The organism is Rhodococcus sp. 14-2483-1-2, from assembly GCF_002259405.1.
Lineage (GTDB): Bacteria > Actinomycetota > Actinomycetes > Mycobacteriales > Mycobacteriaceae > Rhodococcoides.
On sequence record NZ_NPFW01000009.1, the window covers coordinates 103,389 to 117,776 of the forward strand.

The following is a 14,388-nucleotide window of genomic DNA, read 5'->3' on the forward strand; positions in this document are numbered from 1 at the left end:
GCAGCATCATAGGGTGAAGCAGCTCGTGTGGACGACATACGGGTGGACGAGAGTGCGAGTCGAACCCCCACCCGAGCCCACGAGGATCGTCAGACGATCCGGACCAGGATTTCGGAGTGACCGGCCCGAATGACGTCGCCGTCGGCCAATTGCCAGTCCTGCACCGGGGCGCCGTTGACGGTGGTGCCGTTGGTGGAACCGAGATCGGAGAGCATGGCCACGCGGCCGTCCCACCGGATCTCGATGTGTCGACGCGAAACGCCGGTGTCGGGGAGTCGGAACTGTGCGTCCTGGCCCCGGCCGATGATGTTCTGACCGTCACGGAGCTGGTAGTAGCGGCCGCTGCCGTCTTCGAGCTGCAGCGTCGCGGCGAGCGCCTGACTCTGACCTGCGTACGAGGCGGGCTGGTCGTAGCCGTACCCGTCGCCGCGGTCGCCCGCGCCCTGTGGGTAGCCACGACCGTAGGCGGCCGGAGCGGGCGGGTAGTCGTAACCGGGCTGCTGGTAGCCGGGCTGCTGGTATCCGGCGGCCTGGGGCTCGGCGTACCGACCGGCCTGGTCGTTGTACGCCTGCTCCTGGTAGGGGGCCTCGGAGTACGCGGCCCCCTGCTCGGCGGCGTTGTAGTCGTAGCCCTGGCCGTTGTAACCCTGTGCGTCGTACGCCTGGCCGTCGTACCCCTGCGCGTTGTAGGCCTGTGCGTCGTAGCCCTGGTCCTGGCCGCCGGGCGCGCCGTAGGCGTGGGGGTCGTAGCCCTGGTCCTGGCCGGCTGCGCTGTAGGCCTGACCCTGCTCGGGGTACGGCTGCTCGTCGTAACCGCCGTTGTACGCCTGCTGGTCGTAGCGCGGGTCGTGATCGGCCGGTGCGTAGGCCTGAGCGTCGTACCCGTTCTGCTCACGTGCGTTCTGCTCACGTGCGGGGTAGCGCGGATCCTGGCCACCGGCGTAACCGTTGCGCGCGCGCGGATCGGGACGATGACCGTCCGCGGGGTCGCGCTGCGGGTCGTAGCCTGGGTTCTGCGTCATGTGGCCGGCTCCTGGTATCGACATCGGTGGGGCAGACGGTCGCTGCGTAGCTGAAGGGACGGGACTCGGTGCTGCTTGTGCCGACGCGCCCTGCTGTGCGGACTCGTTCCGCGCAGCAGTCGCCGATCGTCCCACATCGGGATCGACCGAGCCACTGGCACGGAACTGCCCGGTGTGAAGGGTGGGTGACGGCTCGAAGCGAACCACCACGTCGCCGTAGGTCTGCCAGCCTTGATCGCGGATGTAATCGTCGAGGTGGCGCGAGAACGCCTTGACCGTGAGTGCTCGGTCACCGGCGAGCTCGTCGTGGTCCGAGCTGTTGATGGTGATGACGTAGCTGTTGGGTGCCAGGAGGTGCCCGCCCTCGAGGGGCCGAACCAGATCCGACGCTTCCTGCTGAAGCGCTGCCTCCACCTCCGCCGGTACGACGCCTCCGCCGAACACGCGGGCGAAGACGTCGCCGACAGCGCCTTGGAGCTTGCGCTCGAAACGTTGAACGATGCCCATCGTGACCCCTCCTCTCACTGTGTTCTTCCACCGTGTGGTGCCTGCTGGTGTGCAGGCCGCGACGGCCGCGTGTCATCACGAAGTCGCGCTGCAAGCATGATATACGGTGCCGCCGACGGGGACTGCCCGCCGCCGTCGGCTGCCGGCAGCTCGAAGTGGCGATTTTCGAGCGCGGCATGGTGCGTGTTAGTGTTCTCGCCGTCACCCGGGCGGGTGGCGGAATGGCAGACGCGCTGGCTTCAGGTGCCAGTGTCCTTCGGGACGTGGGGGTTCAAGTCCCCCTCCGCCCACCACACTGGCCGCAGCTGATTCGATCGCTGCGGCCAGTAGTTTTTTCCGGGTGTCCTGCATCGAATCGTCTTACAGGCGTGTGATTTTCGGCCGATGTCGGCAGTGGAGTCGAAGTGCCGGTCCCGAGGACGTCTCGTATACGGAAATTCGCAGGTGAGAGCCCATAATAGGCTTACCTTATTTGCGGGGGCACCCAGGTACTGACTTATCGTTCGTAGTTGGATCGGCCTCACCACGGCCGGATCCGCCCGACCTCACTTTTCTACCACGCGCCTACCTGCTCGTGCAGAGGAAAGCGTCGACGATCGACAGGTGCAGCTTCAACGGCGAGGACGCACCGCAGGCCGTTCGTGCAGCCGGTTACACCACACCGTCGCCGACGAGTATCAAGGCTGGACTTATCCGAAGGCTAGGTATGAAGCACACTCCGGGCCCGCAAGGCCTCTACGATCCCGCCAACGAACACGACTCCTGTGGTGTCGCGTTCGTGGTGGACATGCACGGTCGACGCAGTCGCGACATCGTCGAGAAGGCGATCACCGCCCTGGTCAACCTCGAGCACCGCGGTGCTGCCGGCTCCGAACCGAACACCGGTGACGGTGCGGGCATTCTGATCCAGGTTCCGGACGCGTTCTTCCGCGCCGTCGTAGATTTCGAGCTCCCCGTGCCCGGCGCGTACGCAACCGGTGTCGCATTTCTTCCGCAGGGCCGCAGCGACGCAGCACGCGCCTGCGAGGGTGTCGAGCGCATCGTCGAGAACGAGGGCCTGACGGTCCTCGGTTGGCGTGAGGTTCCCACCGACGACTCCTCCCTCGGCGCTCTGGCGCGCGACGCGATGCCGACCTTCCGTCAGCTGTTCCTCGCTGCCCCCGACGCGTCGATCACCGACCTCGAACTCGAGCGTCGTGCGTTCGTCATCCGCAAGCGCGTCGAGCACGAGCTGGGCGAAGAGGGCGCGGGCAAGGACGGCCCCGGCCGCGAGACCGTGTACTTCCCGTCACTGTCCTCGCAGACCTTCGTCTACAAGGGCATGCTGACCACGCCTCAGCTCAAGGGCTTCTACCTCGACCTGCAGGACGAGCGCGTCGAAAGCGCACTGGGACTTGTGCATTCGCGCTTCTCGACCAACACGTTCCCGTCGTGGCCGCTGGCGCATCCGTTCCGACGCGTCGCCCACAACGGCGAGATCAACACCGCCACCGGTAACGAGAACTGGATGCGTGCCCGCGAGGCGCTCATCGCCTCCGACGTGTTCGGCGGCTCCGAGGCGCTCGAGAAGATCTTCCCCGTGGTCACTCACGGAGCAAGTGACACAGCACGTTTCGACGAGGTGCTCGAGCTGCTGCACCTCGGTGGACGCAGTCTGCCGCACGCCGTGCTGATGATGATTCCCGAGGCGTGGGAGCGGCACGAATCCATGGACCCCGCTCGTCGGGCGTTCTACAAGTACCACTCCTCGCTGATGGAGCCCTGGGACGGACCGGCGTCGGTGTGCTTCACCGACGGCACCGTCATCGGCGCGGTCCTGGACCGCAACGGCCTGCGCCCGAGCCGGCTGTGGGTCACCGACGACGGTCTGGTCGTCATGGCCTCCGAGGTCGGCGTTCTCGACATCGATCCGTCGAAGGTCGTCCGCAAGGTTCGCCTGCAGCCGGGCCGCATGTTCCTGGTGGACACCGCGCAGGGCCGCATCGTCTCCGACGACGAGATCAAGGACGAGCTCGCCGCCGAGCATCCGTACCAGCAGTGGCTCGACGAGGGCCTGACCTCGATCGACGATCTGCCCGAGCGTCCGCACGTGCACATGCCGCACGACCGCGTGCTCATCCGTCAGCAGATCTTCGGGTACACCACCGAGGAACTGAACGTGCTGGTCTCGCCCATGGCGAAGTCCGGTGCCGAGGCCATCGGTTCCATGGGTACCGACACCCCGATCGCCGTACTGTCGGCTCGCCCGCGGATGCTGTTCGACTACTTCTCGCAGCTGTTTGCGCAGGTCACCAACCCGCCGCTCGATGCCATCCGCGAGGAGATCGTCACCAGCCTCGGCGGCACCATCGGACCCGAGGGCGATCTGCTCAACCCGGGTGCCGACAGCTGCAAGCAGATCGTGCTTCCGCAGCCGATCCTGCACAACGACGACCTCGCCAAGCTCGTCCACATCAACGACGAGGGCACTCAGGAAGAGCTGCGCTCGGTGGTCGTGCGCGGTCTCTACCCGGTGGCCGAGGGCGGTGAGGGCCTCCGAAAGTCGTTGGAGGCCATTCGCGCTCAGGTTTCCGCAGCCATCTCGGGTGGCGCCCGGATCATCGTGCTCTCGGACCGCGAGTCCAGCGAGAAGCTCGCTCCGATTCCGTCGCTGCTCCTCACCGCCGCGGTGCACCACCATCTGGTCCGCGAGCGGACCCGCACCAAGGTCGGCCTGATCATCGAGGCCGGTGACGCCCGCGAGGTGCACCACATGGCCCTGCTCATCGGTTTCGGTGCCGCAGCGGTCAACCCGTACATGGCGTTCGAGTCCATCGAGGACATGATCGAGCGCGGCGCCCTCACCGACATCGAGTTCGACAAGGCCGTCACCAACTACATCAAGGCCGCGGGCAAGGGTGTGCTCAAGGTGATGTCCAAGATGGGCATCTCGACCCTCGCGTCGTACACCGGAGCTCAGCTGTTCCAGGTCATCGGCCTCTCGCAGGAACTGGTCGACGAGTACTTCACCGGCCTCAACAGCCACCTCGGCGGCATCGATCTCGATCAGGTCGCCGACGACGTCGCAGCGCGGCACGCCGTGGCGTACCTCGACAACCGTCAGGAGCGCGCGCACCGCGAGCTCGAGACCGGTGGCGAGTACCAGTGGCGTCGCGAAGGGGAGTACCACCTCTTCAACCCGGACACGGTGTTCAAGCTGCAGCACTCCACCCGCACCGGCCAGTACGACATCTTCAAGGAATACACGAAGATGGTCGACGACCAGTCCGAGCGACTCGCGTCGCTGCGCGGTCTGTTCCGCTTCAAGACCGAAGAGCGGCAAGCCATTTCGATCGACGAGGTCGAGCCGGCCAGCGAGATCGTCAAGCGTTTCTCGACGGGTGCGATGAGCTACGGCTCCATCTCGGCCGAGGCGCACGAGACCCTCGCCATCGCCATGAACCGTCTCGGCGGGCGCTCGAACTCCGGTGAGGGCGGCGAGGACGTCTCGCGGTTCGAGCCGGACGAGAACGGCGACTGGCGACGCAGTGCCATCAAGCAGGTCGCGTCGGGACGCTTCGGCGTCACCTCGCACTACCTGACCAACTGCACCGACATCCAGATCAAGATGGCGCAGGGAGCCAAGCCCGGTGAGGGCGGCCAGCTTCCGGCGCACAAGGTGTACCCGTGGGTCGCCGAGGTTCGGCACTCGACGCCCGGCGTCGGCCTGATCTCGCCGCCGCCGCACCACGACATCTACTCGATCGAGGATCTCGCGCAGCTGATCCACGACCTGAAGAACGCCAACCCGCAGGCCCGCATCCATGTGAAGCTGGTCTCCGAGGTCGGCGTCGGAACGGTCGCCGCCGGTGTCTCCAAGGCGCACGCCGACGTCGTGCTCATCTCGGGCCACGACGGCGGCACCGGCGCGACGCCGCTGACATCGGTCAAGCACGCGGGTGGACCGTGGGAGCTCGGCTTGGCCGAGACCCAGCAGACGTTGCTGCTCAACGGACTTCGCGACCGCATCGTCGTGCAGGTGGACGGTCAGCTCAAGACCGGCCGCGACGTCATGGTTGCCGCTCTGCTCGGCGGCGAGGAGTTCGGTTTCGCCACCGCTCCGCTCGTCGTCTCGGGCTGCATCATGATGCGCGTCTGCCACCTCGACACCTGCCCCGTGGGTGTCGCGACGCAGAACCCGTTGCTGCGCAAGCGTTTCGCGGGCAAGCCGGAGTTCGTCGAGAACTTCTTCATGTTCATCGCCGAAGAGGTTCGCGAGCTCATGGCCGAGCTCGGATTCCGCACGCTCGACGAGGCCGTCGGTCAGGTGGGTCTGCTGGACACCACCGCGGCCAAGGAGCACTGGAAGGCGTCGAAGCTGGATCTGTCGCCGATCCTCGAAGAGGTCGAGTCGGCGTTCATGAACCAGAACCTCTACAACACCGGCGTCCAGGATCACGGTCTCGACAAGGCACTCGATCAGCAGCTCATCGCGGCCAGCCGCAATGCGTTGGACAAGGGCGAGAAGGTCGCGTTCGAGTCCAAGATCACCAACGTCAACCGCACCGTCGGCACGATGCTCGGGCACGAGGTCACCAAGGCGTACGGCGGCGTCGGACTGCCGGACGACACCATCGAGATCACGTTCACCGGTTCGGCAGGCAACAGCTTCGGCGCGTTCGTCCCGTCCGGTATGACGCTTCGCCTGAACGGGGACGCCAACGACTTCGTCGGCAAGGGACTGTCCGGCGGACATCTCGTGCTGCGGCCGTCGTTGAACGCCCCGAAGGGATTCGTCGCCGAGGACAACATCATCGGCGGAAACGTGTTCCTGTTCGGCGCCACCAGCGGTGAGGCTCTCATCCGCGGCGTCGTCGGTGAGCGCTTCGCGGTTCGTAACTCCGGTGCCGTTGCCGTCGTCGAAGGCGTCGGCGATCACGGCTGCGAGTACATGACCGGCGGCAAGGTCGTCATTCTGGGCACGACGGGCCGTAACTTCGGTGCCGGTATGTCCGGTGGCGTCGCGTTCGTCTTCGATCCCAACAAGACGTTCGAGGCCAACCTCAACACCGAGCTGGTCGACATCGAGGAGCTCGAGGGTGACGAGTTCACCTGGCTCCGCGACATCGTCACTCGCCATCAGGAGCAGACCGGCTCCGAGGTGGCCGAGCGGATCCTCGCGGATTGGTCACAGCAGGTGAACCATTTCGTGAAGGTCATGCCTCGCGACTACAAGAAGGTACTGCTGGCCATCTCCGAAGCCGAGAAGAACGGCGCGGACGTGGACGAAGCGATCATGGAGGCAGCTCGTGGGTGACCCACAGGGATTTCTGAAGAACACGGTTCGCGAGGTGCCCAAGCGGCGGCCCGTCGACCTGCGCCTGATGGACTGGAAAGAGGTCTACGAAGACTTCTCGAAGGACACCCTGCGCACCCAGGCAAGTCGATGCATGGACTGCGGTATCCCGTTCTGCCACAACGGTTGCCCACTGGGGAACCTGATTCCCGAGTGGAACGACCTGGTGTTCAAGGACCGCTGGCGTGACAGCATCGATCGGCTGCACGCCACCAACAACTTCCCGGAATTCACCGGACGGTTGTGCCCCGCCCCGTGCGAGGCGTCGTGTGTCCTTGGCATCAACCAGGATCCGGTCACCATCAAGCAGGTCGAGGTCGAGATCATCGACAAGGCCTTCGAAGAAGGCTGGGTGACGCCGGTCTACCCGACTCACCTGACCGGTAGGACCGTCGCCGTCGTCGGATCGGGCCCGGCGGGACTCGCTGCAGCGCAGCAGCTCACCCGCGCAGGCCACACCGTCACGGTGTTCGAGCGTGCCGATCGCATCGGTGGACTGCTGCGCTACGGCATCCCCGAGTTCAAGATGGAGAAGCGCCACATCGATCGTCGGCTGGCGCAGATGGAGGCCGAGGGCACCGTCTTCCGCACCGGTGTCGATGTGGGCGTGGATATCTCGGCCGACGAACTGCGCGAGCAGTTCGACGCCGTGGTCCTCTCCGGCGGTGCCACCGCATGGCGTGACCTGCCCATCGAGGGCCGCGAGCTCGACGGCATCTACCAGGCCATGGAGTTCCTGCCGCACGCCAATCGCGTCCAGCAGGGCGACTTCGCTGCGCCGCCCGTCAGCGCCGAGGGCAAGAAGGTCGTCATCATCGGCGGCGGCGACACCGGCGCGGACTGCCTCGGTACCTCGCACCGTCAGGGCGCCGAGAGCGTCCACCAGTTCGAGATCATGGCCCGCCCGCCCGAGGAGCGTGCGACGTCCACCCCGTGGCCGACGTACCCGCTGATGTACCGGGTTGCCTCGGCACACGAGGAGGGTGGCGAACGCGTCTTCTCGGTCAACACCGAGCGTTTCGTCGGCGAAGACGGCAAGGTCACCGCACTCGAAGCCTGTGAGGTCGAGTTCAAGGCAGGCAAGTTCGAGAAGGTCGAGGGCAGCGAGTTCACCCTCGAGGCCGATCTGGTTCTGCTCGCCATGGGATTCGTCGGACCGGACAAGGGCGGTCTGCTGACCGATCTGGGCGTCGACTTCAACCAGCGCGGCAACGTCGAGCGCACCAACGAGTGGGTCACCAACGTCCCCGGTGTGTTCGTCGCCGGAGACATGGGTCGTGGCCAGTCGCTCATCGTGTGGGCCATCGCCGAGGGCCGCTCCTGCGCGGCCGCCGTCGACACCTTCCTGCAGGGAGCAACCGCACTGCCGTCGCCGATCGTGCCGACCCAGGCACCGCAGCGGTAGTAGCTTTTCTCGCCGAGCTCGACGTTGTGGACGGATTGCGGTCCGATCCCGTCCACAACGTCGAGCTCGTCTGCGTTTCACGACGCCGGCCACACGGTTACGTCCGTTAACCATGTGGGCATCTGATGGTCACAGGCCGCTGTCATTGTGGTGATCGAACAAACGAAGCGTTCGATCACCCAGTGAGGCCCCCTCCCCATGAGTGTCAAGAAGATCTGCGCCGGTATCGGCGTCGCTGCAGCTGTTGCGTCCGGCCTGGTCGTCGGAGCGGCATCGCCCGCCGCCGCAGACCCTGCCGATTGCCCGACGATGTACGTCGTGGCCATTCCGGGAACCTGGGAGACGAGCTCGGGTGCCGCACCGAAGCCGGGGATGCTCACCGACGTCACCGATCGTCTCGGTAGCGGCATCCGCACCGACTACGTCTCGTATCCCGCCACCGCGTTCCCCTGGGAGGGTGAGGTGTACGGGCAGTCCCGCGCCGCAGCCGTCGCCAACGCGGGCGGGATGCTGAAGGCGATGGCGGATCGTTGCGGTGCGACGAAACTCGGCATCATCGGCTACAGCCAGGGAGCCGACGCGGCGGGCGATCTCGCCGCGGCCATCGGCACCGGAGTCGGCGTCGTTCCCGCGGACAAGGTGGTGGCGGTGGGCTTGATCTCCGACCCGAAGCGCTCCGATACCGACGCTCTGGTGGGGCCGGCCGTGGTCGGAACCGGTGTCGGTGGACCCCGGGTCGGCGGATTCGGCTACGTCAGCCCCGTGGTGCGGACATTCTGTGCCGTCGGCGATCTGTACTGCTCGACGCCCAAGGACGATTACGTCGCGCGGTTGGCCGGCTTCTTGGCAGTGTCGTCCAACCCTGCGCCGAACGTCGCCGATCAGTACTCGCAGGAAGCACAGTCCCTGATCGCGGACCTCGCAGCGGCCGGTGGTCTGCCGGTGTTGCAGGGCCAGCTCACCGACCAGGCGAACGCTCAGCGTCAGCGGGAGATCGAGGCGTTCTACCGCTCCGGCATCCACCAGGAGTATCAGAGCTACGACGTCGAGAACGGCCAGTCCGCGACGCGGTGGTTGGCGCGCTACCTCACCGACGCGGTCTGACGGCGGAGCAGCACGAAGACGGTGACTGCACTGACGGCCATCAGGACGGCGCTCGCACCCGACGCAAGAGTGAAGCCGTCGATGAACGACGAGTTCGCGACTGCAGTCAGTTGCGAGGCGAACGGCTCCGGTAGGTAATCGGCGACGGCGACGGCACCACCGATGGTCTCTCGTGCCGGATCGGCGATCTCGGCGGGCGTCTGCGCGGGGATGGCGTCGTCCATGCGGTGTCGGTAGACGGTACTGCCGATCGTGCCGAGGATGGCGATACCGACGGCTCCGCCCAATTCGGCTCCGGTTTCGGACAATGCCGATGCGGCCCCGGCCTTTTCGGGAGCCGCGGCGGTGAGCACGATGTCGGAGTTGAGCGTCGAGGCAGCGCCGATCCCGAAGGTCAGCACGGCCATACCGGTGAGCAGTAACGGTAGCCCGGAATCGGCGTTCACGAATGCCATTGCCATGCAACCGATGGCGATGGACAACAGTCCGCCCGCAATGATCGTGCCCGTCCGGATCACCTTGCTGAGCGTCGGTGCGAGCACGGCACCGGCCGCTGCGGCGACGGCGGGAACCAGCAGCCACAGGCCGGCTTCGAGCGGTCCGAGACCGACGACGAGCTGTAGGTACTGGGAGGCGAAGAGGCTGAATCCGGTCATCGCGAAGATGACCAGGAACTGCACCACAACAGCTGCGCTGAAGGCTCGTTCGGCGAACAGCGTGACGTCGATCAGCGGGTTCGCGGCCCTGCGCTGCCGGAGAACGAACACCGCGCCCAATGCCAGCCCGGCCACCGCACTCACGGCTGCTGCGAGGTCGATTCCCTCCTGCGCGCCGTGTTTGATGGCGAAGACGATCGAGAGCATCGAGGAGATCGCGAGGACCACGCTGATCGGGTCGAATCTGCCGGGGTCGGTGTCCTTGAACTCGGGGACCAGAAGTGGGGCCGCGACGAAGAGTACGACCATGATCGGGATGTTGATCAGGAACACCGAACCCCACCAGAAGTGCTCGAGCAGAACACCTCCGATGACAGGTCCCACCGCGGCACCGCCCGCGAAGCCGGCGGTCCACAGGCCGATGGCTTCCTTGCGTTGCGTCGGGTCGTGAAACATGTTGCGTATCAAGGACAATGTGCTCGGTGCGATGGTGGCTCCACCGATGCCCAGTAGTGCACGCGCGACGAGCAGCATCTCGGGGGAGGTGGAGAACGTCGCGGCGAGTGACGCGGCCCCGAACACGACGGCACCGATCATGAGCAGGGTGCGTCGGCCGATCCGATCGCCGAGTGAGCCCATGGTGATGAGGAGGCCGGCGAGCAGGAACCCGTAGATGTCGAGGATCCACAGTGTCTGGTTGCCGGTGGGTTCGAGATCGGCCGTCATGAACGGCAGAGCGAGGTACAGCACCGACATGTCCATCGACACGACGAGAATCGGCACCACCAACACTGCGAGGCCGAGCCAATCCTTCTTGGTGGCGCGCTGGTCGGTCGCCGTCTGGCTCACTGTGACTTCCCTTCCCGAATGGACACCTCAGCTTAGGCGGGTCGGGGGTACGTTCGGTGAAGGAATGTCTCTCTCGCCGAACGAAGGAAGCAACGCCTCATGAGCAACGATCTGAAGGTCGTCGCGACGATCATCGCCAAGCCCGATGCCGTCGACGCCGTGCGCGACGGACTGGTGGCCCTCGTCGCCGAAACACGCAAGGAAGACGGGAACATCTCCTACGAGCTGTTCGAGTCAGCTGTGGAGCCGGGCACGTTCGTCACCATCGAGGTATGGAAGTCGCAGGAGGACCTCGACGGTCACATGCAGACCCCGCATCTGCAGCAGGCGCTAAGCGAGTTCGGTGCCCATCTCGCGGCTCCGCCCGCCATCCATCCGCTCCGGCCCGTCGGCTGAGTCACCCCGCGCGCTCGCATACACCAGCGCCGAGACGGCCAGCAGAGCCGCCGTGGCACCGATCGCGAGCCAGCCGGTCCCGCTCATCTCGCCCGACGCGATGATGCGGGCACCGGCCGCGGTGTAACTCATCGGCATGAACGCCGCCAGATCGCCCCAGATGGGCGCGGTCGACGCGTATGCGAACCCGCAGACGACAACCTGCACCACAAGCGCGACGACGTTGACGATCTGGCCGACCACGGCGCCGAGCACTCGCTGAATCGCTCCCGCTGCGGCGAGATATGCCGCGGCGGAGACGATCAGGAAGACGCCCGCGCCGAGCACCGGCCCGAGGGCCGCGTCGGTGGCGAAGGCGAAGGCCACAGCGGCGCTGACGCCGACCGCGGCGACGGCTGCAACCACCGAGAGCAGTCGTGGGCTGCTGTCCTTGCCGAGTACTCGAACGAGGCTGACGCATCCCAGGGCTCCGAGAGCCACCAGGGCTGCGATCAGATACGGGGTGGCACCGGTTCCGGTGGACGTCGTCGCGGCCGCGAGATTCTGGTCCGTGGCGGTGCCGTCGTCTGTGGTGGTGGCAGCGGTTCCCGGCGGGAGTGCCGCGGAGGCGTTGCGCACGTTGGTGGCGATGCCGTTGACGATTCCCTCGACCGGCTCGACGGACGTCACGAGCTGATCGGTGCCCGCTTTGAGCTGTTGGCCGCCGTCGTCGAGCTGGCCCAGTCCGTCCCGCAGCTGGACCGTGGCGTCGCCGAGCTGTGCGGTGGCACCGAGGAACTGACTGTTGGGGTCGTTGAGTTCGGAGGACAGTTGCTGAGCACCGCCCTTGAGGGTCTGCAGCTGGGCGAGGGTGTCGGGCCCGAATGCCTGGGTGTTCAGGGTGTCGATGACCCCGCGGATCTCGCCGGAGATGGCGTCGGATCCTGGGTGCGGGAAGCGATCGACCTGGTCTGCGGTGGCGGCGAGTTTCGCAGTGAAATCGGCCTGCAGAGCGCCGAAGCCGGTGAGTTGGTCGACAACCTGGTCGACGCCACCGCTGATCTGCGACGCGCCGTCCCCGAGCTGACCGATGCCGTCGCGGTACTGCCCGAACCCGTCGGCGAGCTGGATGGTCCCGTCGTGCGCCTGGGTGATGCCGTCGGCGAGCTGTCCGACGCCGTCGTTGAGCTGCGTGCCGCCGTCGGTCAGCTGACCGATACCGCTGGAGAGAAAGGTGATGGGCAGCGAAGCGCTGTTGAGGCTGCTCCTGGCCGCGGCCAGAGGATCCGCCGTCTGCTGGTCCGCCGTCTGCTGGTCCGGTGCCTGCTCTGTGGCGGCGGTGGTGGTGGCCGTGGATTCGCCGCCGAGGTCGTAGCCGGTGCCCAGTGCAAAAGCACCCACCGCCACCAGAGGAAACGCCAGCGCAGTGAGAGCAACGGCAGGACGTCGGAAGATACGCAATTCACCCATGATGCGTTCGAGGCTAACTGCCAGGTACGGCCTCGCCGACCACTCGATGGCCGTCGACGCCGCGTTTCATGCCCTCTACCTGGGAGTTTAAGAGCTCTCTGTGGATTGCCGGTTGCGGGGCAGCAGGTCCCACACATGCTCGGTCTCGTTCACCGAGGAGACCGACCTCGCGCCACTGCGCGAGAACAACACACGCGTCACCGAGCAGTAGTCGATCGGGAAACCGAGCACCTTCGGGGTCTGCAGAATGTCCTGCAGCAGGATGTTGATTACGCCGCCGTGGGCGAAGAGCGCTACGGTGTCGGTGTGCGCGGCGGCCGAGACGATATCGGCGACACCGGCCAGGACTCGCTGCCGAAATGCCTGCTCGTCGACCTGTTCGGGAAGATGCCCGGCCTTGATGCGATCGAATGCTTCCCGGAATTCGGTCTTGGCCGACTCGATCGGAACGTAGCCGCCGAAGTCGCGATCGTATTCGGTCACACGCTCGTCGGACTCGACGGTCAGACCGAGCCGATCGGCAAGAGGCTGCGCCGTCTGGACGGCGCGCAGCTGCGAACTCGACACGACTCGGGAGATCGGGAATCGGGCCACTGCACCCGGCACCCGCAGAGATTGTTCGACGCCGAGGTCGGCGAGAGCGGGATCGGCCGAGGTGTCCGACCGTTGTGGCAGCGCGTGCCGCACCAGAACCAGTTGCATCGACTCACCTAATCACGAGTGTGCGGCCGCTGCGCTGCACCATCGATCGGAAGGCCGCGACCTGACGCGGCGAATCGGCCTGCGGATCCCACACCATGCCGATACGTCGACGAGCCGCGGGCTGGGTGAGCCCGATGTCGACGGTTCCTCCTTCTCCGCCGTGCGCTCGGATCCGCGGCAGGATGGCGATGCCGAGTCCGGCCCCGACGAGTCCGCGCACCGTGTGGGTGTCCTGCCCCTCGAAGGCGATGCGCGGGCTGAAACCGGCGTCCGCCCACAACTCGTCGCAGATCGACCGCATGCCGAAACCGTGGCCCATCGCGATGTAGTTCTCGTCGGCGGTGTCGGCGAGATCGACCGATCTGCGGGTGGCCAGGCGATGATCGGCCGGGACCACGAGCATCAGCCTCTCGTCGTAGAGCTGGAACGAATTGTCGTCGGTGTGCTCGGCGCTGAGAGAGACGAACGCCAGGTCGGAGACCCCATCTTCGAGACGGTCGAGGCAGCGCGCTCGGGCACCCTGATCCAGATCGAACGTGACGGCCGGGTGGTCGACGCGGAACTGCCGGATCAGCGCCGGTACGACGTCCTCGCCCAGGGTGTTCTGAAACGCCACTGCGATACGGCCGCGGGCCCGAGCGTCGTGCTCGGTCATGGCGTCGATGCCGGCATCGATATCGCTCAACGCTCGCTGCAGGTACGGAATCAGCACTCGGCCGGTGCTGGTCAGCACGATTCCGCGGCCGCGTCGTTCGACGATGTCGACGCCCAGGATCGCCGACGCGCGGGCCACCTGCCGACTGACGGTGGGCTGTGGAAGGCCCAGCACGTGCGCGGCGTCGGTGATGTGTTCGGTGTCGGCCACCGCCACGAGGGTCGGCAGCAGCGGCAGCAGTTCGATCGCTTCGCGACGCATGAAACGAATCATATCGTTGGTGTATCGGTTTGCCATGTCTCATGCAT

At 66.1% G+C, this 14,388-nt stretch carries 9 protein-coding genes and 1 tRNA gene; 5 read left to right on the forward strand and 5 right to left on the reverse strand.

Annotated elements, in window-relative coordinates; genetic code table 11:
- Positions 1-89: 89 nt before the first annotated feature.
- Positions 90-1,529 carry an FHA domain-containing protein gene (locus CH295_RS09515; protein ID WP_094740514.1) on the reverse strand — a complete coding sequence of 480 codons (1,440 nt, stop codon included), beginning with the start codon at positions 1,527-1,529 and terminating at the stop codon, positions 90-92.
- A 207-nt stretch (positions 1,530-1,736) separates the two neighbouring features.
- Between CH295_RS09515 and CH295_RS09520 the strand changes: the two genes are divergently transcribed.
- From CH295_RS09520 to CH295_RS09535, 4 genes are all read left to right on the forward strand, one after another.
- Positions 1,737-1,822: transfer RNA gene (locus CH295_RS09520), tRNA-Leu, on the forward strand.
- A 413-nt stretch (positions 1,823-2,235) separates the two neighbouring features.
- Positions 2,236-6,825, forward strand: coding sequence for a glutamate synthase large subunit (gene gltB / locus CH295_RS09525; RefSeq protein ID WP_094740515.1), 4,590 nt, complete (start codon positions 2,236-2,238; stop codon positions 6,823-6,825).
- A complete protein-coding gene (locus CH295_RS09530; RefSeq protein WP_037195349.1) occupies positions 6,818-8,269 on the forward strand; it encodes a glutamate synthase subunit beta in 1,452 nt (483 codons plus the stop codon). The genes gltB and CH295_RS09530 overlap by 8 nt, the downstream gene beginning before the upstream one ends.
- A 198-nt stretch (positions 8,270-8,467) precedes the next feature.
- Positions 8,468-9,373, forward strand: coding sequence for a cutinase family protein (locus CH295_RS09535; protein WP_037195350.1), 906 nt, complete (start codon positions 8,468-8,470; stop codon positions 9,371-9,373).
- On the opposite strand, the gene CH295_RS09540 is transcribed toward CH295_RS09535, so the two are convergent.
- Positions 9,352-10,878, reverse strand: a complete 1,527-nt coding sequence (locus CH295_RS09540) for an MFS transporter (RefSeq protein WP_094740516.1) — start codon at positions 10,876-10,878, stop codon at positions 9,352-9,354. The genes CH295_RS09535 and CH295_RS09540 overlap by 22 nt on opposite strands.
- 99 nt (positions 10,879-10,977) lie before the next feature.
- Here CH295_RS09540 and CH295_RS09545 point away from each other — a divergent pair, with 99 nt between their 5' ends.
- On the forward strand, positions 10,978-11,274 hold the full coding sequence (locus tag CH295_RS09545; RefSeq protein ID WP_037195354.1) for a putative quinol monooxygenase: 297 nt from the start codon (positions 10,978-10,980) through the stop codon (positions 11,272-11,274).
- Here CH295_RS09545 and CH295_RS09550 read toward each other — a convergent pair.
- From CH295_RS09550 to CH295_RS09560, 3 genes are all read right to left on the reverse strand, one after another.
- Positions 11,209-12,723, reverse strand: a complete 1,515-nt coding sequence (locus CH295_RS09550; protein WP_094740517.1) for a phage infection protein — start codon at positions 12,721-12,723, stop codon at positions 11,209-11,211. The two genes, CH295_RS09545 and CH295_RS09550, sit on opposite strands and share 66 nt — an antisense overlap.
- 87 nt (positions 12,724-12,810) lie before the next feature.
- Positions 12,811-13,425, reverse strand: a complete 615-nt coding sequence (locus CH295_RS09555) for a histidine phosphatase family protein (protein ID WP_094740518.1) — start codon at positions 13,423-13,425, stop codon at positions 12,811-12,813.
- Between the two features lie 4 nt (positions 13,426-13,429).
- Positions 13,430-14,341 carry a LysR family transcriptional regulator gene (locus CH295_RS09560; protein WP_094740601.1) on the reverse strand — a complete coding sequence of 304 codons (912 nt, stop codon included), beginning with the start codon at positions 14,339-14,341 and terminating at the stop codon, positions 13,430-13,432.
- Positions 14,342-14,388: the final 47 nt, after the last annotated feature.